Below are 21,079 nucleotides of genomic sequence, written 5' to 3'. Positions count from 1 at the left end.
GATGGCGCGCGCGGCGCGCCGTCACAACGTGCCACTCGGTGTTCTCTTTGCAGTCGGCCTCAGCGAGACCGGACGCAAGGGCGTGTTGAATCCCTATGCGCTCAATGTCGATGGCAGGACGGTACTTGCGACCGACCTGCGAAATGCCGTCGCGCGTTTCACTGAGGAAAAAGGCAAGGGCGCTAAATTGGTCGACCTTGGCTGCATGCAGATCAACCATCGTTATCACGGCGAGAAATTCCCCAGCGTAGAGGCGATGTTCGATCCAGCGCGCAACGTCGATTACGCCGCGCGGTTTCTGAAAGATCTGCGCGAGCGTGAGGGAAACTGGACGATGGCTGTCGCACGCTACAATGCCGGGCCGACCAATGTTGTCGGCCAGAAACGCTACATCTGCAGCGTCATTGGCAGCCTTGTCGCAAGCGGATTCGGGTCGTGGACGAGCAAGGCTCGCGACTTCTGCGCGGAACGCACTGCGTCACGATGACCCTGTGGATAACCGCCAGCCTCGCACAAGCAACTTCAACTCTAATACTTCACACGTGAAACGGAGGATGATCGATGAGTCTGTATGGGGTGATGCGCACAGGCGGCTCCGGCATGAACGCCCAGTCGAACAAGCTGGCGACGGTCGCGGATAATATCGCCAACGTGAATACCACAGGCTACAAGCGCGCCTCGACGGAATTCTCTTCCCTTATCCTTCGCAGCGGAACCGGAAACTACAATTCCGGTAGCGTCGAGACACAGGTCCGCTACGCTATTTCCGATCCCGGAACGCTGAATTACACGACTTCTGCGACTGACCTTGCGATCCAGGGTAACGGCTTCTTCGTCGTCAGCGATGCGGGTGGCACACCTTACCTGACCCGCGCAGGCTCCTTCGTGCCGGATGGCCAAGGCAATCTCTACAATACCGCCGGCTATTATCTGATGGGTTACAACATCAAGAACGGCGCCCAGCCGAACGTCGTTGCCAACGGACTCGGCAATCTCGAGGTCGTAAACATCGCGCAGCAGTCCTTGCTGGGAAATCCGACGACCCAGGCAGGCATCAGCAGCGCCAACCTGGATTCCAATGCTGCGATCAGCGCCGGACCGCCGGCCTTTACGTCGAAAACGTCGGTCATCACCTACGATAATATTGGAAATGCGGTGAAACTTGACATGTACATGTTCAAGACGGCCGCCAATACATGGGATGTGCAGATCTACAACAGCGCAGGCGCGGCAGCAGGCGGCGGCTTCCCCTATGCAGCCGGGTCGCAGCTAGGCGCCACCACGACATTTACCTTCGACGTCAGCGCCACCGGCAAGGGCCGTCTCGATGCCGCAAGTCCGACCTCGATGGCCTTCACAATCCCGGGCGGCTCGCCCGTCACTTTCGACATGTCGAGTATGACGCAGGTCGCGGACGAGTTCCAGTTCAAGGCCACGACCAACGGCAACGCGCCAAGCGCGCTCGACCGTGTCGAAGTCAGCTCGGACGGCACCATGTATTCGATCTTCGACGACGGCACGCGGATCGCGAGCTACAAGATTCCGCTGGCGACCGTGCCGAGCCCCGACAATCTCTCGCCCGAAGTCGGGAACGTCTATTCGATCAGCACCAACTCCGGTAACATCCAGGTCGATTTCGCGGGCAATAGCGGTCTCGGCACCATCAAGCCGGAAGCGCTCGAAGCATCCAACGTCGATCTCGCCAACGAGCTCACGGCGATGATCGAATCGCAGCGTGGCTACACCGCGAATTCCAAGGTGTTCCAGACCGGCGCTGACTTGCTCGACGTACTCGTCAACCTGAAGCGCTAGCGCACAGCGCGGATTACTGACGGGAGTCCCCATGTCACTTACGGTCGCACTCAATTCGGCCCGCTCGTCGCTTATGGCGGCGGGCGTCCAGTCTTCCGTCATCTCGCGCAACGTCGCCGGCCTGCATCAGGACGGTTACTCGCGCAAGAATGCGCTGATCGTTTCCCAGCCGGGCAGCGGGGTCTATGTCAGCGGCATTCAGCGGGCGGCCAGCGCCGGCTTGTTCAATAATGTCGTCAAGGCTGTTTCTACCTCGGCACAGCAGGATGCTCTTTATAACGGTCTGCAGAAGGTTGCGGCCGTCACCATCGACGATCCCGAGCTCGATCAGTCTGCCGCGGCGCAACTGGCCAAGCTGAAAAGCGCCCTGCAGCAATATGCATCGGCACCGGATAACGTGACGTTTGCGAATTCCGCCGTCACAGCGGCCAAAAATGTTGCCGCATCGCTGAACGATTCAACCAATACGGTACAAACGACCCGGGCTGATGCCGATGCCGAGATGGCGACTTCGGTTGGCAATATCAATCAGTTGCTGGCCCAGTTCGAGACGGTGAATACGGCGATCGTCAAGGGAACGATGTCCGGCTCCGACGTTACCGACTACCTCGATACGCGCGATAGTATTCTGTCGAAGCTGTCCCAGGAGGTCGGGATCACGTTTGCTACTCGCGCAAACAATGACATGGTTGTCTATACGGATTCCGGGGTCACGTTGTTCGAGCGTACCGCTCGCTCCGTAACCTTCGCTCCGACAAATTCCTACACGGCCACCACAACGGGTAATGCTGTGGTGATCGACGGCGTTCCCGTCACCGGCGCTAACGCGATCATGCCGATCAGCTCCGGCAAGCTCGCCGGTCTGGCGACGCTTCGCGACGACAAGATGGTGACCTACCAGAACCAGCTTGACGAAATCGCGCGTGGCGTGATCGAGATCTTTGCCGAAAAGGATCAGACCGCAGCCGCTGGGCCAGATCAAACCGGCCTCTTCACCTATGCTGGTGGGCCCGGAATGCCGACCGCGGGCACGATTAATGTCGGGCTCGCCGGCACGATCAAAGTCACCAATCTGGTCGATCAGGCGCTGGGCGGCAATCCGAGCTTGATTCGCGACGGTGGCATCAATGGCGCCAACTACGTTTACAATACCGGAGGTCAAGCAGGCTTCTTCGCCCGCATTCAGAGCCTCGTCGATGGTATGGCGGCATCCCGGACCTATGATCCGGCCGCGCTCGGCAAGCCTAGTGGCAACCTCATCGACTTTGCCGGCTCCTCGGTGAGTTGGCTGGAATCGCAGCGCAAGAGCGTGGGCGAAGAAGCGACCTATAGCCAGACACTTCTGGAGCGCAGTGCCGATGCGCTGTCGAATGTCAATGGCGTCAATATGGATGATGAAATGTCCTTCATGTTGCAGGTCGAGCGCACCTTCTCGGCATCGTCGAAGCTCATCTCGACGATCGACGACATGCTGAAAGAACTTCTGATGGCGGTAGGGTAATCGATATGGCAACGAATTTTATCTCGTCGAACTCGATCTCGACTACTCTTCGCATCTCCGCGTCGAAGAGTCTGGTCGCGATCTCAAAGGCCACCAAGGAGGCGACCAGCGGACGGTTGGCCGACGTGGGGGAAGGCCTTGGCGCGCTCACCGGCCGTGACGTCACGTTGCGTGCGGAGCTCCTCGATATGGACAAGCTCGTCGACACCAATGCACTCGTGGGCGCTCGTTTGGACGTCGCCCAGGAGCGTATCTCTCAACTGATCGGCACGGCGCAGTCCTTCCAAAAGGATCTGCTGGCGGCGCGCAATTCGGCAAATGGCGGCGTCATCATCGCCCAGCCGGCAGCATCGAACCTCCAGTCGCTTCTCACGACGCTCAATGTTGCGATGGACGGGCAATATCTGTTCGGCGGCATCAACACGGCGCAACAGCCGATGACGCCTTATCAGACCGGTTCGGCCAGCAAAACGGCGATCGATGCGGCGTTTACTGCTGCTTTTGGTTTTCCGCCCGGTGACGTGGCTGCCGTTAACATCACCCCCGCCGCCATGAATAACTTCCTCGACAACGCGTTTGCGACCGAATTCGACGATCCGGCCTGGGGAACGAACTGGTCATCGGCATCCGATCAGGTCATGCGCAGTCGTATCTCTACGACACAAACCGTCGATTCCTCCGCCAGCGCCAATGACAAGGCATTCCGAAAACTGGCGATGGCCTACACCATGCTCAGCGGGCTTGGTCTGGAAACAATGAATCAGAGCACATTCCAGGCCGTCACAGACAAGGCGCTGCTGCTGGTTGGCGGTTCGGTGTCCGATCTTGCGAGTGTCGCTGCACGCCTCGGCACCTCGCAGGAGCAGACGACAAATGCAACCAGTCGTCTCAAGGTGCAGACCGACATCGTCAACAAGCAGATCAACGCGATGGAAGTGGTCGATCCGGAAGAGGCATCCGTCCGGGTGAACTCACTGAAAAATCAGTTGGAGATGTCGCACGCGCTGACCGCGCAAATTCAGAACCTCAGCATCCTCAATTATCTCCGATAGGCGAGCTGATCTATGAAGCAACAGGTTGTCGATTGAAATGGCATTGGCAGGTTACGACGCGGAAATCGAGGATAGCAGCCGCGAGGCGCGATCCAGGGAACAACAAGCGCTCAATCACGGAATTAAACTACTTCAGAAGATCCAGAGCGGAGCGCTTGCTTCATCCGAAGAGACAGACGCCTTACTCTATATTCGCAATCTCTGGACCTTCTTCATACAAGATCTGTCGAATCCACGAAACGGCCTGCCGGAGCAGTTGCGAGCGCAGCTGATTTCAATTGGCATCTGGGTCATCAAGGAAGCCGAGCGCCTCCGGGAAGGACAGTTGTCGGACGTGAGCGATCTCGTTGCCATCAATATCGTCATCCGGGATTCGCTGGCATGAAGAAGCCAATGTGCATATCGCTGCGATCGGGCGAGAAAATCTATATCAACGGTGCAGTTTTGCGGGTCGATCGCAAGGTGACGCTGGAACTGATCAACGACGTGACATTCCTGCTGGAAAGTCAGGTCATGCAGGTGGCTGACGCGACAACGCCGCTCCGGCAGCTCTACTTCGTTGTGCAACTGATGTTGATGAGTCCGGGCGATATCGAACAGGCGCGTGCGGTCTTCGGACATCAGCGTTGCGCGATCTACGCAGCTGCCGACAACAGGGAATTGCTGCAGGGCCTCGATGCGATCGAGGAACTGGTCGAGGCGAAGCGTTATTACGAGGCGTTGCGGAAGATCCGGGCCCTGTTCGAAGTCGAACAGGCGATCCTTGGCGGCGCCGACATGCTGCTGCCGGTCGTGGCCTGAACCCAGGGAGAGCAAGATGATCGTCAACGGCGTAGATACCTCGAAATCCACGACAGACACGACGTCGACGACGTCGAAGTCGACCAACATGATCGACTACAACGGCTTCCTGCAGCTTCTGATTGCGCAGATGCGCAACCAGGATCCCACCAATCCGACCGATTCAACCGAATATATGAGCCAGCTCGCCCAGTTGTCGTCCGTCGAGCAGGCGGTTCAGACCAATGCGAAGCTCGATACGCTGCTGTCGACCAGCGCGATTACCCAGGCAGAAGGCCTGATCGGCCGTACCGCTTCATTCACGGATGAAAGCGGAACGAGCACGACCGGCAAGATCAAGGAAGTCTATATTATCCAGGGTGGTGCCGTTGCGACGCTTGAAAACGGCACGAAGGTCCAGCTCGGGCCCGGCATTACTATTAGCTGAAGCATGAACGAGCGCGACGCCCTCGATATCGCCCAGCAGGCGATCTGGACAATCATCGTGTCCGCCGGCCCGGCGGTCGCTGCCGCTATGTTCGTCGGCATCGTCATCGCCCTCCTGCAGGCGCTGACCCAGGTGCAGGAAATGACGCTGACCTTCATCCCCAAGATCGTGGTGATGCTGATCGTGGTCGCTGTCACCGGCTCCTTCATGGGAGCGCATATCTTCGCCTTCACCGAAGTGCTGTACGGCCGGATCGAACGCGGCTTCTAGCCGCCATCGTCTCCACCATCTTCACGCAAGGTCGGCGCTGCACAGTGCGGCCATGATATTCGCGCGAGAACTGCCATGGCCGACGTAACGATCTCAGCCCTGCCGGCCGAACGGCGGGCCGGTACGGACGTCGCCTTTGCATTCGGCATCGTCATCATTCTGGTGATGCTGGTATTGCCGGTTCCGACGATCCTGATCGACCTTGGCCTGGCCTTCTCGATCGCGTTGTCCGCCCTGATCCTGATGGTGGCGCTGTGGATTCAGCGGCCACTGGATTTCTCGGCATTTCCCACCGTGCTGCTGATCGCCACCATCCTGCGATTGGCGCTGAACGTGGCGACCACGCGCGTGATCCTGTCGCATGGCGGCGAGGGAGAGCACGCCGCCGGCTATGTCGTCGCCGGTTTCGCCAAATTCGTGATGGGCGGCGACTTCGTCATCGGCCTCATCATCTTTGCGATTCTCGTCACCGTGAATTTTGTGGTGATCACCAAAGGTGCGACGCGTATCGCCGAAGTCGGTGCCCGATTTTCGCTTGACGCCATTCCCGGCAAGCAGATGGCCATCGACGCCGACCTGTCGGCCGGTCTGATTGATGACAAGGAAGCGCAGCGTCGCCGCCACGAGCTGGAGGAGGAGAGTTCGTTTTTCGGCGCCATGGACGGTGCCTCGAAATTCGTGCGCGGCGACGCCATTGCCGGCCTGATCATCACGGCCATCAACATCTTCGGTGGCATCATCATCGGTGTCACCCATCACGGCATGGAATTGGGACGTGCGGCCGACGTCTTCACCAAGCTCTCGGTCGGCGACGGCCTGGTATCCCAGATCCCGGCGCTGATCGTGTCGCTCTCGGCCGGCCTGCTCGTCTCCAAGGGCGGCACCCGTGGCTCTGCCGAGCAGATGGTGTTGAAGCAGCTCGGAAAGTACCCGCGCGCCCAGTCAGTTGCAGCGATGATGATGTTCGCGCTCGGTCTGCTGCCAGGCCTGCCGTTTCTGCCCTTCGCGCTGCTTGGCAGCGCCATGGCCTTCATGAGCTTTACGCTGCCGCGCCAGCAGGCCGCCCGCGCGAAGGTTGAGCAGGCGCGCATCGCGCAGGTTCAGGAAAAAGCGCAGATCGAGAACAGGGATTCCGTCAAGGAATTGCTCAAGACTTCCGACGTGGAGCTCTGCGTTGGCAGTCAGCTCGCGATCCAGATGCTCAATGCCCATGGCGAACTGGCACATCGCGTCGCCAAGGTCAGGCGGCGCTTTGCAGCCCAATATGGCTTCGTCGTCCCCGAGATCAAACTGACCGACGATCTATCGATCGGGCCGAAGTCGTATCGTATCAAGATTTACGGCACCGTCGTGGCCCATCATGAATTGCGGATCGGTGAGGCCCTGGTGCTGTTCGATGGCGATCGGAAACCCGATGTGCCGGGCGACGAGACGATAGAACCTGCCTTCGGCATGAAGGCGATGTGGGTTCCGGAGACCTTTATCGATGAGGTCAAACAGGATGGTTTCAAGGTCGCGGACAATATCTCGGTCCTACTCACGCATCTCAGCGAGGTCGTCCGTAACAATCTGTCCCAGCTCCTCACCTACAAGGACACCCGCGCGCTGCTCGATCGGCTCGATCCCGAATACAAGCGGCTGATCGAGGACATGGTGCCGTCCCAGATCTCCTATTCGGGGCTGCAGGCGGTGTTCAAGCTTCTGCTCGCGGAGCGGATCTCGATCCGGAATCTGCATCTCATTCTGGAAGCCATCGCCGAGATTGCGCCCCATGTGCGCCGTTCCGAACACGTGGCCGAACATGTGCGGATGCGCATTGCGCAGCAGATATGTGGTGATTTCGCCGATAATGGCGTGCTCAAGGTGCTGCGTCTCGGCAATCGCTGGGACCTCGCTTTCCATCAGAGCATCAAGCGCGACGGCAAGGGCGAGATCATGGAATTCGACGCCGATCCACGACTGGTCGAACAGTTTGCGGACGACGTGTCGGTTGCGGTTCGCAAGGCGGCTGCGAATGGCGATACCGCAGTGCTGGTCGCGCCGCCTGATGTCCGCCCATATGTGCGGATGATCACCGAACGCATGTTCCCCGCGCTCCCGGTGCTGTCGCATGTGGAGATTGCACGCGGTGCCGAGGTGATGTCGCTTGGAGCTGTGTCTTGATCGCGAGCAGCTCGGTCTCCATCCTGTCGACGTTCCTGATCTTCTGTCGCATCGGGATCTGCATGATGGTGGCACCCGGCTATTCCCGCGTGAATATCCCGATGCAGGTACGCCTGTTTCTCGCCATCAGCGTCACCTTGATGCTGACCCCCCTGCTGGAATCGATGGTCCGGCCGGCCGTGGAGGTGGCGACGGCATCGGACCTTATCCGCCTGATCATGTCCGAGCTGATGGTCGGCCTCGTCATCGGGCTCACCGCTCGCGTGTTCTTCGCTGCTCTTGAGACAATGGCGACATTTGTTGCTTCCGGGATCGGTCTGAATCTTCCTGGCGTTGCCGACGACGGCGAACATGTGCCGGCGCTGGTGCCACTGATCACGTTGACTGCAACGGTCGTCTTCTTTTTGACCGATCAGCACTGGGAATTGTTGCGCGGTCTGGTCGGCTCCTACCAGATCTGGCTGCCTGCGACCGGGATCAGCGCCGAGGGCGGGTTGACGCAACTTGTCGATCACCTTTCTCAAGCCTTTACGCTGGCGCTTCGGGTCGCCAGTCCGTTCGTCATCTATGCCGTCATTGTCAATTTCGCGGTTGGTCTCGCCAACAAGCTGACGCCAAGCATTCCCGTCTACTTCATCTCGCTTCCCTTTGTGCTCACCGGGGGGCTGTTGCTGCTTTACTTCGCCGGTCGCGAAATGGTGCTGCAATTCAGCATCGCCTTCTCGTCCTGGCTGTCGGGGTGACGAGCAGTGCAGAAGCGCGACCGCAAGATCCGCCGTATCGCCGCCGTGCAGGCCAGGCTGCACCGGATTGCCGAGTGGCAGTTGATGGAATGCCAGGCACGGGAAAACCAGCTCGAGGAGAAGCAGCGCGTCATTCTCGAAGATTTCAATGACGAGAGCAAACTTCCGGACCTCGCCGTGCAGACGGCGAGCCAGAGTTTGCGCGCCGCCAGCATCGAGCAAGGCGTCGTGGCCAAGACCAGGGAAAGACTGGCGGCGCATGCGCGCGACGAAGGCCGCAAGCTGAAACATGCGCTGAAGATGGTGAAATCGGCGGTTGGACGCACGGTTCGGGCTGACGAAAAGCGGGTTCTGGATGATGAAATCGACAAGGCCGTACGGCGGTCGATCGAGGGAGCATAGGCTGATGGGAATTCTGACAATTGCGCAGGGTATGTCATGACAGTCGCTCCGGTATCGAACGATCTGATCGCGGATGTCATGAAGGCGGCCGACCCGGCCGCCCAGCGCATAGCGGCGACCAGGCTCGAGCGGATGGCGCCGGCGGACAAAGCGAATTTTGCATCCGCGATCGCCGACGAGTTCGCCGCGGGGCAGACGGCGCAAAGCGCGACGCCCGCCCCAGTAAGCGGCGGAGAGGTCGCGACGACACCGGTCATCCGGAAGGCAGAAGGAAGCAATCCGACTTATCGCAAGTTCGAAGCCTTCGTGCTGCAGATGTTCGTGGAAACGATGCTGCCGAAGGATGCGGAAGACGTATTCGGCAAGGGCACTGCCGGCAATATCTGGCGTTCGATGCTCGCCGAGCAGATCGGCAATGAAATGGCCAAGGGCAACGGCGTCGGCATCGCCAAGCAACTGGCCAAATCGCGCCCGACATCGGCTCCGACTTCAGAAAGCTAACGGCCGATTCCGGCCATGACAGTAGAGATCGACATGGAACAGATCGAACAGCAAACCTCAGTCATCCCCGTCGAGGCGCAGGCTCTGGCCTTGCCTGAGACCGAGCTTCCTGAATCGGCCGCGCAGGAAGCCCCCGTTTTCGGCGAGGCGGATGATACCCCTGGCCAATGGCTCGGCATGCAAAGCAGCGCGCTGACCGCGATCGATCGATTGAAGGCGACCATCGACGAAGAGACGGAGAAGCTCGAGGTTCGCGCCGTCGTGGATTTCGACGGCTTCAGCCAGCGCAAGAACCGTGGTCTGCTCGAGCTAACCCGCGCGATGCGGCTGACCCAGGACATCAAGAACGATCCGCGCGTCGCGCCGCAACTCACACTGTTGCGCGCCAGCCTGATCCGCAATCAGGCTGCGTTGCAGATCCATCTCGATGCGGTGCGGGAGGTCTCGGCCATCATCGCGCGTTCGATCCAGGAGGTTGAATCGGACGGCACCTATTCACGGGCGATCGCAGGCAAGCGCACATGATGAAGCTGCTGATCACAGGCATTTGGGCCTGTCTCGTCACTGTTGGCACCAGTTTCGGGATCTCCTACTGGAAGGAGACTGCGGCTGCATTGCCCGCGAAACAGGACCAACCCGAAGGTCTGGTTTACGAAAAGGTCAAGGTGATCAATGTGCCGATGATCGCCGACGGCAGCGTTCAGGGCTATATCGTCACCCAACTCGTCTTCACTGCTGACGCCAAAGTCCTACGTCAGCTTCCGGTGCCGCCGGAGCCGTTCGTCGTCGACGAAGCGTTCCGCATGATCTATGGCGACCAGAAGCTCGATTTCAAGAATCTCGGCCGTTACGACCTCACGCAATTCGCACAGACGGTGCGCGCGCAGGTCAACAAGCGTCTGCAGACGGAGGCGCTGCAGGAGGTCCTGGTGCAGGATTTCAACTATGTGTCGAAGGATCAGATTCGCCGTTGACGCTACAGCAAGTGGTCGCTGCTGTGGTACAGTGATACACGATGATCTGGCGTGGTGGATGTGTGGTACTTCGTGTTGCGCGAGAATCTCTGTGTCTGGCACAGCAGTTCGAGGAGGCGGTGGACGCCAACGCCGTGGTCGGCGTCCTCTTGCGCGTAAGGCGTGAGCCTTAGTTCGCCTTTGAAACCGGCGCTTCGTTAGCGGGACGAGACTTCAGATCGTCCAGCCGGTAGCCCATATAGCGCTTCGATTCGATCGGATCGAAGCCGAGATGATCGCGTAGCTTCTTGCGCAGCTTGCTCACATGGCTTTCGATCACATTCTCATCGAAGCTGGCATCGAACAAACCGTAGATGGCGTTGAAGAGCTGGGTCTTCGTCAGCCATTTGCCCTGATGTCCGACCAGGTGTTCGAGAATGCGCAGTTCGCGTCGTGGCAGGATCAAAGTGCGACCGGCGACCTCCGGGTCGCGGCCATCGAGAAAGACACGAATCACGCTCGTCTGAGCCGGTTCATGCTGATCGATGGTGCGGCGGCGAATAACTGCCGTTCGTGCCATGATTTCGCGGACGTGGACCGGTGCGTGAACGACGTCATCGACGCCAGCTTCGAACAACTCAATGGTCTGCTTGAGATGCTTCAGGCCGTTGAGCGCAATGATCGGCGCCCGTGACCTGTTGCGGATACTGGATGGGATGCTCGTCCGATCCGGACAATCGCCCAGCAGAAAGGCCCGAATGACATTCAAATCATTACCAACGGCACATTCCAGCCAATCGCGAAAGTCTGTAGACGTGAAGCCAATCGATACAACCCCTTCGCGATCAAACCCGGCCGCATAGCCTTGTGTGACGCCCTCTCGGTCATCGATTACAACAAACATTTTAATCCCCTGCGTGTTCGCCTTGATATCGTTATGGGGTCGAATTAGGCGCACTCGCCCCATTTTTGTCTTGAAGACGCAACACAACAGTTACTTGAGCGGATGGATGGGCCTTTGAGCGATTCGCTGACTTGCAAAGGGGGAGCCCGGTCGCTTTTACGGGATACCCAGTGCAGTGATGCGGTCAGCTCACGTTCTCTGGCTTACACTCATCCGTAGTTCAGAGAGCTCCCTCTCGCTATGTGAACACGACATGACATCTCATGGTCGTGCACGGTCGGTGGCAGAACCGAGCCAGCGCAAATGTCAAAACCGGGGAAGTGGCTGATCGCGTGCCGTATCGTCGATATCTGGCGCTTTGATCGGCTGAACTTGCCCGAATTGTCACACACGCGAATCGGCATACTGGTCATCAGGATGATACCGCATCATCAAGTAGTCGAGGTGCACAAATTTGCAAAGAGTCGTGCTTGCAAACCATGCAGTTGAATCAAACTAACAAGTGGATAATTCCTGAGGGGCGACGATTTCGCTGGATGCTTTTGGCACCGAACTATCTCGCGGCGTGCCATCACAGGTGCAATCGCGACTTCACTGGTTTGAACCAGTGAAGTACCACACGGCAACACGCATCGATCATCGTGCGTGGACATATAGAGCGAGAGTCTGTTTGTCATGTGCGGGGCAGCAACATGCGATTGCGTGGGCCCGATATCAGCCGGCATCGGCTAGTACTGACACCCACTCTCAAGAGCGTGCCATATAGGGCCCTCGGATCGATCGATGCGAATCCGAAGCTGCCGATCTTGTCGGCGTCGTCCTTGGTAGTCATCCAGCGTGTCACGAGCATCCTGCCTGTGCGTGGCCGTAAGTATCAATCAGTTAGATCGAGGCATCAATTCAGCGACCTGAGAGGATGACGCCTCTGCTGGTCAGAACTTGCCAGCGGTTGTTTTCGTTCTTGATTTCCTGGATTCGCCCGAGAGCGGGGACATCCTGTCCCGGCACGACCTCAATCACACCGGTCTTCCCCTCAAGCACGGCGACGCCGTCATAGGCGCGGCGCACATGCCAGCCGGGAATAACTTCGCGCGACGTACTTGCTGGCCGTTGCGCCTGAGGCTGCACCGTGCCGGTGATGTCGGGAGTATTCGCGAGCGTTGCCGCGACTTGTACCGCTTGGGTTTTCTCGTCAGCGATGCGTGCAAATTTTGCAGCCAAAGCCGCCTGTTCACGCTCGGCGCGATCTTGTGCGCGGCTTGCCTGTTCGGCGGCCTGCGTACGGGCAGCTTCAACGACAGCGCGACTGCTGGCCACATCGCCGGTCATCTCCGCAACTTGCCGTCGTAGCTGCGTGACGGAATCGCGAATGCTGCGCAGATCCGCATCAGATATGGCTGAAGATGTCATCGGCCGCAGGAACAGATAGGCAATCGCGCCAGCGGAAACGAGCGTTGACAGACCGACGACCATGGCCAGGGAGAAGAACGGAGCTTTCCATGCCGGCGATTGTAACGGTCTTGCGACAATACGGGCTGGCGGCACAGTGAAGCGCACCTTTGCCTTGATCGGCTCTTCGCGGACGGAAATGCGAGCGCGTTGCATATTTGCCCGCGCTTCGCTGGCGAGACGCTCGTCGATCGCGGCGGCAGCAGCGATATGAGGTTTTGGCGTGGCGTGTGAATTCGGTGATTGCTCACGAAACAGGCTGCCGTTTTCCACAGCGGCCGACTGTGAATCCGGCGGTATCTTGGACATCGTCATGCTGATCTTTGCATTGGTCATGACTGTCTGCAGCGGCAATCAAATCGTAAGAGCGGCGTAACAAGCGAAGCTTGCGCGAAGCCGTCGTGGTGCGTGTCTGAGCAGATGATCAACTGAAGGTGGCTGCACATCGCGGACGGATGCGGATCTTCCGATCGATAATCGTGCGACTGAGTAATGCCGGCGGGACTGATGCGCAGTGCACAAGAGCGCAAAGCCATCGTGTAGTTTGTTGTGTGGTAGTCGTGTGGTCTTCAGCTTCCGGCTGATGATCTTCTCGTCGTCGCGTCGCGGCAGTTCAATTGAAAGCGCGGCGGCGCGCGCATTCATCATTGATGAAGTACGGCGCGATCAAATCAAAGAAGAGCCAAACAATATTGAAATTGATTCATAAAAATATAGATGAGTCGGGCTGCCTCACGCGAAAGCCCGTGAGATCGAATCAGTAAACTGCGCATTGAGTTAAATGCCGGAAGTCTTGATAATAGATCGGTAGGGGCTATTCATCGGTTGATGAAGTGGCGTTTTAAGAAACCGACACTATTGCCGTGGCCATGGATATCGATCTCAAAACCCTTCGCGATTACGTGAAATTGCTGAAAGCCGAACGGCAGGATTCGCCGATCGGCAAGATCAAATCGGGCGCGACTGAAATCATTCGAAAGAACCTTCGGGAACTGGAACGGATGCACCGTGAAGACGGCGCAACGTGGACCGAAATTGCTGCGGGCCTTGCTGCGCAGGGCGTTACCCAGGGCGATGGCCAGCCCATCACTGGCCGTCGCCTGACAGCCTTGATGCATAATATCAGGGTACAGGAAGAGCGGGGTCTTGCCCGGGAGAAGGCGCTCGCTGATGCGCCTGACGAGGAGCCGCGCGAGCCACAAGGCAGCGGCGACTGAGGCGTCGTTGTGGATTGTCAATTCGATCCATTCAAAATGACGCATCTTGCTGATGGCATTCAGTCACGAACGTCGTTGCAGTGGATAGAGTTGAGATAGGTGACAGGCATGTCCGGTGTCTTCGCCGCATCGGACTATGGCGCGCCCTCCGCTTTTGCACCCGCTCGACGTCAAGGCCTATGCAAGGACCCGGTGATTTTCGAGGATGTCTTCGGATGTCTCATGATGCGGCCTCAGTCCGTCAGCTCCGACTGTTCGGACCGTCGTCCCACGTGTCGACGTTCGGCCACGGCCAGCCTGATATGATGCTTGATCAACCTCTGACTAACCAGGCAACGCTCTACTTCGAAGCGCGCTCGGGATGTTGTGGTCCATCATATCTTGCAGAGGATGTGTCGACAGCGCGTGATGCGCTGAGCTGACGATATGGAATACAGATGGTGGCGCCACGCCGCTTATCGACCGGTCTCGCAGCGGCAACGGTGATCGGACGCAGCAGATGAAAATTGGACATGCCCGAGTGACCTTCAACAGGTCGGGCAACGATCCCCGGCCGGACGCCGTAAGCGGACAACCGGTGTCCGATGGCAGGCGGCTCTGGGAGGCGAAAGGCGGCTTCAGCCAGCTCGCCGAAAACGCTTGCAACTAGGCATGTTGCAGCCTTCTTCGCCCTCGTCAGACGCGTTTTTTTGTTGCATTCATGTCGTGTCGCGCATCAATCCATGATGGCGATACCCGTTCTATTGCAACTCCAGTGAACTGGCCACGTCTGTCAAGGAATCCCATCGGTGAGTGCGACGGCTGAAAGCCCAAACAGGACGAGACCGAGAATCCTCGAACTGGGCTCCTGGCACTACTGCAAGGACATCTATCCCGAAGAGACGGATGTGCTGTGGACGGGGGAACGTCCGATCCCTCGCGGGCGGGCGGGTAAAGGCTTCGCCGACTGCACGCCCTGGCGATTTATCAAGGCGATGGGTGAGGCGCGACGCGGGACATACGACCTGATCATCGTCTATATGCCACTCCGTCCGGCGTGGCATCCGCGCTACTGGCTACGCGCTTTCTTCCGGCAACCGCTTCGTCCGCTCTCCGCGATGACAAGAGTGTTCGGCGTTTCCTGGTTACGATTCGTAAAGCTTCCCGTGCCGATCGCCGTTCTGGATATGAATGACGCTTTCATCGTCGGCTCGCATAACTTCTTTCTGCTCGACAAGGCCACCGCGGCTTTCAAGCGCGAGCTTCCCGTCGATCGGTGGCACATCCTCTGCCACTCGGCCCATCCGGCACTGCCGACGCGGCGTATACGGCGCAATCGGCGCTGGAACGAACGTCTGGCGAAAATACGCCCCATTTCGCTTCCTGCAGCAAGGATCGATACCGCAGGCGAACATCCGGAAAAGACGTCTGATGTGTTTTTCGTTGGCGAAGTCGCGGAAAATTCGTGGGTGCGCCGTGTCGGTCTTGCAGAACTCGAGGCGTTGAGAAGCAAGGGACTCAAGATCGATATTCCGCGTGATCGGCTACCGCATGACGAATTCCTGCGGCGGCTTTCGAGCGCATGGCTGGCCTGGTCACCGTCGGGCTATAGCTGGGAGTGCTATCGGACTGCCGAGGCGGCGCAATGCCTGACCGTGCCGGTTCTCAACTATCCGACGGTCGAGCGTCATGCGCCCGTTCGAGAACACGAGCATGTCCTGCTCTACGACGTGACCCCGGGCAGTCTGTCGTCTGCGATCGAGCGGGGACTGAGCGACAAGCCACGTCTGCGCCAGATGGCACTGGATCTGCGCGATCATGTTCGCAAATATCATCTGCAAGACGCGATGGTCGACTATGTCATCGACGAGACGCTGCGGGCTGATGGGCGAACAGCTTAACGGAAGCAAAGCTCCAGGCCCAATCCGTTGGGCTTGACCCCGCCGCGCATGCTGCCATGCCGTCTAGTGCGGCGCGGCAAGATCTGGCGCACCCGACACGATTCGAACGTGTGACCTTTGCCTTCGGAGGGCAACGCTCTATCCAGCTGAGCTACGGGTGCTTGAGGTCCATTTAGCCGATTGGCCGGGCGGCGGCAACGGCCGGCCAAGGCCGGATTCGATGAAAATAGCTCGGTTGGAGGTCGCACTGCCCTCTTTCAGGCGGCGGACACACGTTTGAAGCGGGTCTGGGTGCGCCGGAACGCGCGTGCCGCTGAACCTGGGACGAGAGCCGAGTGACATAACTCCGGCTACCCAGGCGCCATTGTGCGAACCGACCAAGGGCGCCGGCCGTTCCCGCGTTGACCATCGGAGGACGTCCCATGAATGCGAACCAGGCTCTTTGGGAGAAAGGCGATTTTACCCGTATCGCGGAGACGATGCGGGCCAGCGGCGAGGCGCTCGTTGCGTCGATCGGGATCACGCGCGGAAGTGACGTGCTTGATCTTGGATGCGGGGACGGCACGACAGCGCTTCCAGCAGCAAGAGCCGGGGCAAATGTCACAGGTGTCGATATTGCGCGCAATCTGGTGGAGGCCGGCAACAGGCGCGCGATGGCGGAAGGGCTTACGTGTCGTTTTCAGGAAGGCGATGCATCGAATCTGACAGATATCAAGGACGACAGTTTCGATCTCGTTGTCAGCATCTTCGGCGCGATGTTCGCGCCCAGGCCATCGGATGTCGCTAGGGAAATGGTTCGCGTCACGCGGCCGGGCGGCCGGATTGTGATGGGAAACTGGATCCCGAATGATCCCACTCTGGTGGCGCAGATCCTCAAGATCAGCTCGTCCTATTCGCCGCCTCCACCGGAAGGGTTCGTAAGTCCCATGACCTGGGGTCTCGAGGACAATGTTGTCGAGCGCTTCACGTCGGCTGGTATTCCGAAGCCAAATATCTCATTCGCGCGTGACTCCTACGAATTCAATTTTGCCGGAACGCCGGCAAAGTTCGTCGACCAGTTCAAGGCATATTATGGTCCGACCATGAATGCCTTCGATGCGGCTGAAAAAGACGGTCGCGCCGACACCTTGAAGGGAGAGCTTGTCAAGCTGTTCGAGAGTCAGAACAGAAGCTCCGATCCTTCGCAGACATCGGTGAAGGCGACGTTCCTGCGCGTGACCGTCCGCAAACCGTGACATGACCGCGAGCGAGCTGCTGCATAGCCAGTTTGACATTGGGCTGTGCAGCAGGAGGGCGATCCCCGTCGTGTTTGCTCTGCAGCATGTGGAAGCACACTTGACATGGATCGCGAAACGATCACGTTGGCCTCAATCAAGTGAACGCCGGCCCAAAATGGCGTCACGACATCAGGGAGGAACCAATGTTCACAAGACGCGGTGTTCTACTCTCTTCACTCGCAGGAGCGGTCGTGCTCAGCAACAGGTTTGCGGTTGGCAAGGCCGCGCAGCCGGCGACGCCGGTGAATTTCCAGGTGCCTGCGGACGCCTGCGACTGCCACACCCATATCCACGGCGATCCCGAAAAATTCCCGTTCTTTGCAGGCCGCGTCTACACGCCTGAACTGGCGTCGCCGGAGGAGATGGCGGCGCTGCACAACGCACTCGGTATCAAACGTGTCGTCATCGTCACGCCGAGCATCTATGGCACCGATAATTCGGCGACCCTGTTCGGCATGAAGGCACGCGGCAGCGATGCGCGCGGCGTTGCTGTCATCGATGACAAGACACCGGAGAGCGAGCTCGACGCCATGAAGGCCGCGGGCATTCGCGGCATGCGGATCAATCTTGCGACCAGCGGTGTGAGCGATCCGGCCATTGGCAAGCGGCGTCTTCTGGCTGCGATCGAGCGCATGAAGACGCGCGGCTGGCATATCCAGATGTTCACCAATCTGCCGCTGGTATCGTCGATCAAGGATGTCGTTGCCAGCGCGCCGATGCCGCTGGTGTTCGATCATTTCGGCGGCGCGGAAGCCAGGCTCGGGCTGGATCAGCCTGGCTTTGCGGACCTGCTCGACCTCGTCAAATCCGGAAAGGCCTATGTGAAGATCTCCGGCGCCTACCGCGCATCGACGCAGGGGCCGGATTATGCGGATGCAGCGCCGCTGGCGAAGGCGCTGATCGCGGCCAATCCGGAGCGGATCATCTGGGGCACCGACTGGCCGCATCCGGATTCGGTCACACCGCCCGGCAGGAAGCCGACCGATGTCACGCCGCTCTATCAGATCGACGATGGCCGCCTGCTGAACCAGCTTGCGGTCTGGGCGCCCGATGCGGCGGTTCGCAAGACAATCCTGGTCGACAATCCCGCGCGGCTGTACGGCTTCTGACTGCTGGGTCGCGCGGGCGTCTCTGGCCGCGTCAGCTCCGGATCATGTTGATCGAGACGTCGCGGATCTGGCCCTTGGAGCTGATCGAGACCAGTTGCTTGTTGCCCTTGGTTGTCAGCGTCAGGTTGGCGGCGAAGCCGGCGGCCTCGACGAAGACATCGATCTGGCCACCGCCGGCGCTGCCCTGCAGATTGCCGAAAATATTGCGGCTGGCTTCGCCCCAGGTGCCGGTCACCTGATTGCCCTGGCTCTTTACGTCGCTGCTGAGCTCGAACTTGTAGCTGTCGCTGGCGCAGCGCAGGGACTGCTTCAGTGCAGTGCCGCCAACGACATTGTAAGTGGCGCGGCAGCGAATCTGCTCGGAGGAGCCATCCGACAGCGACACGGTGCCGCTGCCGCTCCACGATCCGTTAAAGCCGGCAAAAGGGCTCGCCGACTGGGCCTGGCTCGCCGTCGCCGACAGCATCAGGATTGCGCCGACAGTGGCAGCCTTGAGCGTGTGTCCGATCAGATTTGCGCTGAATGAGGTCATGGTGATGGCTTTCTATGTCTGAGGATGTCGGAGGGGAGGGATGCGATCAGGCGCGGCGCGTGAGCGTCAGATAGGCGAATTTCGCCGTCGCCGTATCGGAGGCGATCTGCGCGCCGTTGTATGAAAAGGTGCCGATGCCCGGCAGGTCGTTCATCGCGGTGCCGGAGAATGACGGGCCGGCAAAGGCGAACGAGAAGGCAAAGATGAAACCGATGATGCGCATGTGACTGTCCCTGTTGGGCGGCGCTGTGTGCCGCTTCGTTGGACAGATGGATAACCATGCAAGGTTTCGGGCGGTCTGCGTCGAAGTGGACAATGGTTTCGTCGGGGGATCGTTTTGTTTCGCCGCGTGCCTTGCCACGAAACACAAAAAGGCCGGGGCAGCGGTGCCGCCCCGGCCTGAATTTGGCTTAAGCCAGTTAGATTAGCCGCTAGTCGACCGTCTGGATCACGTTGGAGATCGGGCGGGCGTTGCTGGTCTTCACCGGCTGCAGCTCGGCCGCGATCGCGGCATCATAGCTTGCGATCGTCGGCAGCGTGTCCTTGGCGCGGATATGCACGACCTTGTAGCCGCCGGCCTTGAGCTGGGCGAGCAGGTCCGGCACCGCGGCCGCGGACCACTTGTGCAGGTCATGCATCAGGATGATGCCCTTGCCCTTCTTCTTCAGCTTGTCCATCACCGAGGCGACCAGCTTGCCGGCATTATGGATGCGGAAGTCCTCGGAATCGATGTCGATGGAGAAAGCCGCGATGTTGCGCTCGGCGAGATAGGCCTTCAGCTCCGCATTCTGGCGCAATTGCGGGAAGCGGAAGAAGGGCGACAGCGGCTGGCCGGCCATCAGGGTGATGGCGCTGATGCCGCGCTCGATCTCGTCCTTGGCTTCCTGCGGCGTCTTGCTCGCCAGGTTCTGGTGCGACCAGGTATGGGTGCCGACCGAATGGCCGGCCGCAATCACCTGCTTCAGCACCGCGGGATGCCAGGTGGCATGTTTGCCGATCGGGAAGAACACGGCCTGTACGCATTGCGCGCTGAGCGCAGCCAGCACGGCAGGCGTGGTCACCGGCCACGGGCCGTCGTCGAAGGTCAGCACGACTTCGCCGGGCTGCAGGAAGTCATAGTCGCGATATTGCGACATGCCGAGGCCGGGACCGCCGGTGGTGTCGATCTGCACGGTGCGCGATACGCCGAGCGCATTGGGATTGTTGCAGACGGGTTTGGCGATGGTCGGACGCTTCTCCACGGCCGGAGCGGCGGGTATCGGCGCGGCAGCCGGTGCGGCGGCGACGGCCTGCACGCGCGGCGGCGGTTCGGTCGAATTCGACTTCGGCGCGCGCGTGTCGATCGAGGCGGTGGTCAGCTCGCCTTTATCGGCTTTGGCGCTGGTCTGAGCGCCGGCGGGACCGAAGAAATGCCAGGCGCCAGCGCCTGCGGCGACAACCGCCGTGAAAGAACCTGCAACGATCAAAAAAGGAAGTTTACGCATAATCACTCCGGCGCCCGAGGCCCACCTCGTTTCACCATTGAGCGAAATAGTTAATCACGCGTATGCACGGCGCACTCTCAACGAGAAAATTTGAATTTGTTCAACGCAGTGCGCGTCAGGCCGGTACGATGACCTTGCCGATCGGCCAGAGCGCGATGCCGGCGAGCTTCAGATGCGCCCAGGCAAAGGGAATGCCGACGATGGTGATCGCCAGGGCCAGCGCCGCCAGGAGATGGCCGATTGCCAGCCACCAGCCTGCCAGCACCAGCCAGATGATGTTGCCGATCAGGCCGAGCACGCCGGTGCCGATGTCGCTGCGGCCGGTAACGGTTTCGCGGTCGACCGCGCGCTGACCGAAGGGCAGCAGCGTATAGGCGGCGATATTGAAGGCGGCGCGGGCCCAGGGCAGGCCGATGATGGTGATGGCCATGACAACGGCTGCGATCAGCCAGCCGACCGCCATTCCCAATCCGCCGAACACGATCCAGAGGATATTCAGAAATAGCGGGACGACGGGCATGGGGTCTCTCTGGTGATGTTCAGCGCGTGGTTTTCAGTCCCTTAACAGATGGGATGTGGTTGCGGCATGACAATGACGGGGA

Annotated in this window: 24 protein-coding genes and 1 tRNA gene; 18 read left to right on the top strand and 7 right to left on the bottom strand. The window is 59.5% G+C overall.

Translation table 11 applies throughout. The features are described from left to right. Nucleotide 1: 1 nt before the first annotated feature. The 14 genes from AB8A27_RS23945 to AB8A27_RS23880 all read left to right on the top strand — a co-directional run bounded on the left by AB8A27_RS23945 (nt 2) and on the right by AB8A27_RS23880 (nt 10,646). Complete coding sequence (locus AB8A27_RS23945; RefSeq protein ID WP_441244064.1) at nt 2-487, top strand: transglycosylase SLT domain-containing protein; 486 nt, start codon at nt 2-4, stop codon at nt 485-487. 74 nt (nt 488-561) lie between these two features. After that, on the top strand, nt 562-1,812 hold the full coding sequence (locus tag AB8A27_RS23940) for a flagellar hook protein FlgE (RefSeq protein WP_441244063.1): 1,251 nt from the start codon (nt 562-564) through the stop codon (nt 1,810-1,812). 31 nt (nt 1,813-1,843) lie between these two features. After that, nucleotides 1,844-3,313, top strand: a complete 1,470-nt coding sequence (flgK, locus tag AB8A27_RS23935; RefSeq protein WP_441244062.1) for a flagellar hook-associated protein FlgK — start codon at nt 1,844-1,846, stop codon at nt 3,311-3,313. Nucleotides 3,314-3,318: 5 nt separating this feature from the next. Further along, the gene (locus AB8A27_RS23930) at nt 3,319-4,365 is read left to right on the top strand and encodes a flagellar hook-associated family protein (protein ID WP_441244061.1); all 1,047 of its coding nucleotides are present in this window, start codon (nt 3,319-3,321) and stop codon (nt 4,363-4,365) included. Nucleotides 4,366-4,390: 25 nt separating this feature from the next. Then, complete coding sequence (flaF, locus tag AB8A27_RS23925) at nt 4,391-4,750, top strand: flagellar biosynthesis regulator FlaF (protein WP_286144176.1); 360 nt, start codon at nt 4,391-4,393, stop codon at nt 4,748-4,750. An 8-nt stretch (nt 4,751-4,758) separates the two neighbouring features. Then, complete coding sequence (flbT, locus tag AB8A27_RS23920; protein ID WP_092142040.1) at nt 4,759-5,166, top strand: flagellar biosynthesis repressor FlbT; 408 nt, start codon at nt 4,759-4,761, stop codon at nt 5,164-5,166. A 16-nt stretch (nt 5,167-5,182) separates the two neighbouring features. Next, the gene (gene flgD, locus AB8A27_RS23915; protein WP_441244060.1) at nt 5,183-5,593 is read left to right on the top strand and encodes a flagellar hook assembly protein FlgD; all 411 of its coding nucleotides are present in this window, start codon (nt 5,183-5,185) and stop codon (nt 5,591-5,593) included. Nucleotides 5,594-5,596: 3 nt separating this feature from the next. After that, nucleotides 5,597-5,863 (top strand): flagellar biosynthesis protein FliQ, encoded by a 267-nt coding sequence (fliQ, locus tag AB8A27_RS23910; RefSeq protein WP_092141420.1) that lies wholly within the window; start codon nt 5,597-5,599, stop codon nt 5,861-5,863. 75 nt (nt 5,864-5,938) lie between these two features. Further along, the gene (gene flhA, locus AB8A27_RS23905) at nt 5,939-8,026 is read left to right on the top strand and encodes a flagellar biosynthesis protein FlhA (RefSeq protein ID WP_441244059.1); all 2,088 of its coding nucleotides are present in this window, start codon (nt 5,939-5,941) and stop codon (nt 8,024-8,026) included. Next, nucleotides 8,023-8,769 (top strand): flagellar biosynthesis protein FliR, encoded by a 747-nt coding sequence (gene fliR, locus AB8A27_RS23900; RefSeq protein ID WP_441244058.1) that lies wholly within the window; start codon nt 8,023-8,025, stop codon nt 8,767-8,769. Before flhA ends, fliR begins: the two co-directional genes overlap by 4 nt. Nucleotides 8,770-8,775: 6 nt before the next feature. Continuing rightward, nucleotides 8,776-9,171, top strand: a complete 396-nt coding sequence (locus AB8A27_RS23895) for a hypothetical protein (RefSeq protein WP_441244057.1) — start codon at nt 8,776-8,778, stop codon at nt 9,169-9,171. Between the two features lie 36 nt (nt 9,172-9,207). Next, nucleotides 9,208-9,672 (top strand): rod-binding protein, encoded by a 465-nt coding sequence (locus AB8A27_RS23890; protein WP_441244056.1) that lies wholly within the window; start codon nt 9,208-9,210, stop codon nt 9,670-9,672. A gap of 15 nt (nt 9,673-9,687) precedes the next feature. Beyond that, nucleotides 9,688-10,197, top strand: a complete 510-nt coding sequence (locus tag AB8A27_RS23885) for a hypothetical protein (protein WP_441244055.1) — start codon at nt 9,688-9,690, stop codon at nt 10,195-10,197. After that, complete coding sequence (locus tag AB8A27_RS23880; RefSeq protein ID WP_441244054.1) at nt 10,194-10,646, top strand: hypothetical protein; 453 nt, start codon at nt 10,194-10,196, stop codon at nt 10,644-10,646. The genes AB8A27_RS23885 and AB8A27_RS23880 overlap by 4 nt, the downstream gene beginning before the upstream one ends. Before the next feature lie 169 nt (nt 10,647-10,815). Here AB8A27_RS23880 and AB8A27_RS23875 read toward each other — a convergent pair whose 3' ends face one another. Together AB8A27_RS23875 and AB8A27_RS23870 are read right to left on the bottom strand one after the other, a co-directional pair. Next, nucleotides 10,816-11,529 (bottom strand): response regulator transcription factor, encoded by a 714-nt coding sequence (locus AB8A27_RS23875; protein ID WP_092141439.1) that lies wholly within the window; start codon nt 11,527-11,529, stop codon nt 10,816-10,818. Nucleotides 11,530-12,429: 900 nt separating this feature from the next. After that, complete coding sequence (locus AB8A27_RS23870; protein WP_441244053.1) at nt 12,430-13,314, bottom strand: hypothetical protein; 885 nt, start codon at nt 13,312-13,314, stop codon at nt 12,430-12,432. Between the two features lie 533 nt (nt 13,315-13,847). On the opposite strand from AB8A27_RS23870, the gene AB8A27_RS23865 reads away from it, so the two are divergent. After that, a complete protein-coding gene (locus AB8A27_RS23865; protein WP_092141445.1) occupies nt 13,848-14,195 on the top strand; it encodes a hypothetical protein in 348 nt (115 codons plus the stop codon). Nucleotides 14,196-14,983: 788 nt separating this feature from the next. Beyond that, a complete protein-coding gene (locus AB8A27_RS23860) occupies nt 14,984-16,075 on the top strand; it encodes a glycosyltransferase family 1 protein (protein WP_441244052.1) in 1,092 nt (363 codons plus the stop codon). A gap of 84 nt (nt 16,076-16,159) precedes the next feature. On the opposite strand, the gene AB8A27_RS23855 is transcribed toward AB8A27_RS23860, so the two are convergent. Next, nucleotides 16,160-16,236: transfer RNA gene (locus AB8A27_RS23855), tRNA-Arg, on the bottom strand. A gap of 261 nt (nt 16,237-16,497) precedes the next feature. Between AB8A27_RS23855 and AB8A27_RS23850 the strand changes: the two genes are divergently transcribed. Together AB8A27_RS23850 and AB8A27_RS23845 are read left to right on the top strand one after the other, a co-directional pair. Beyond that, nucleotides 16,498-17,310: a class I SAM-dependent methyltransferase gene (locus AB8A27_RS23850; protein WP_441244051.1), complete on the top strand. Its 813-nt coding sequence runs from the start codon at nt 16,498-16,500 to the stop codon at nt 17,308-17,310. Nucleotides 17,311-17,495: 185 nt separating this feature from the next. Continuing rightward, nucleotides 17,496-18,461 (top strand): amidohydrolase family protein, encoded by a 966-nt coding sequence (locus tag AB8A27_RS23845; RefSeq protein WP_441244050.1) that lies wholly within the window; start codon nt 17,496-17,498, stop codon nt 18,459-18,461. A 31-nt stretch (nt 18,462-18,492) separates the two neighbouring features. Here the strand turns inward: AB8A27_RS23845 and AB8A27_RS23840 are convergent, their stop codons facing one another. From AB8A27_RS23840 to AB8A27_RS23825, 4 genes are all read right to left on the bottom strand, one after another. Beyond that, a complete protein-coding gene (locus tag AB8A27_RS23840; protein WP_092141480.1) occupies nt 18,493-18,993 on the bottom strand; it encodes a hypothetical protein in 501 nt (166 codons plus the stop codon). 46 nt (nt 18,994-19,039) lie between these two features. Further along, complete coding sequence (locus AB8A27_RS23835; protein WP_441244049.1) at nt 19,040-19,216, bottom strand: hypothetical protein; 177 nt, start codon at nt 19,214-19,216, stop codon at nt 19,040-19,042. A 208-nt stretch (nt 19,217-19,424) separates the two neighbouring features. After that, on the bottom strand, nt 19,425-20,477 hold the full coding sequence (locus tag AB8A27_RS23830) for a polysaccharide deacetylase family protein (protein ID WP_441244048.1): 1,053 nt from the start codon (nt 20,475-20,477) through the stop codon (nt 19,425-19,427). A 115-nt stretch (nt 20,478-20,592) separates the two neighbouring features. Further along, nucleotides 20,593-20,997, bottom strand: a complete 405-nt coding sequence (locus AB8A27_RS23825) for a YccF domain-containing protein (RefSeq protein WP_441244047.1) — start codon at nt 20,995-20,997, stop codon at nt 20,593-20,595. Between the last annotated feature and the right edge of the window lie 82 nt (nt 20,998-21,079).

The organism is Tardiphaga sp. 768_D3_N2_1 (genome assembly GCF_052076105.1).
Lineage (GTDB): Bacteria > Pseudomonadota > Alphaproteobacteria > Rhizobiales > Xanthobacteraceae > Tardiphaga.
This window is presented reverse-complemented; position numbering and strand designations above follow the sequence as displayed.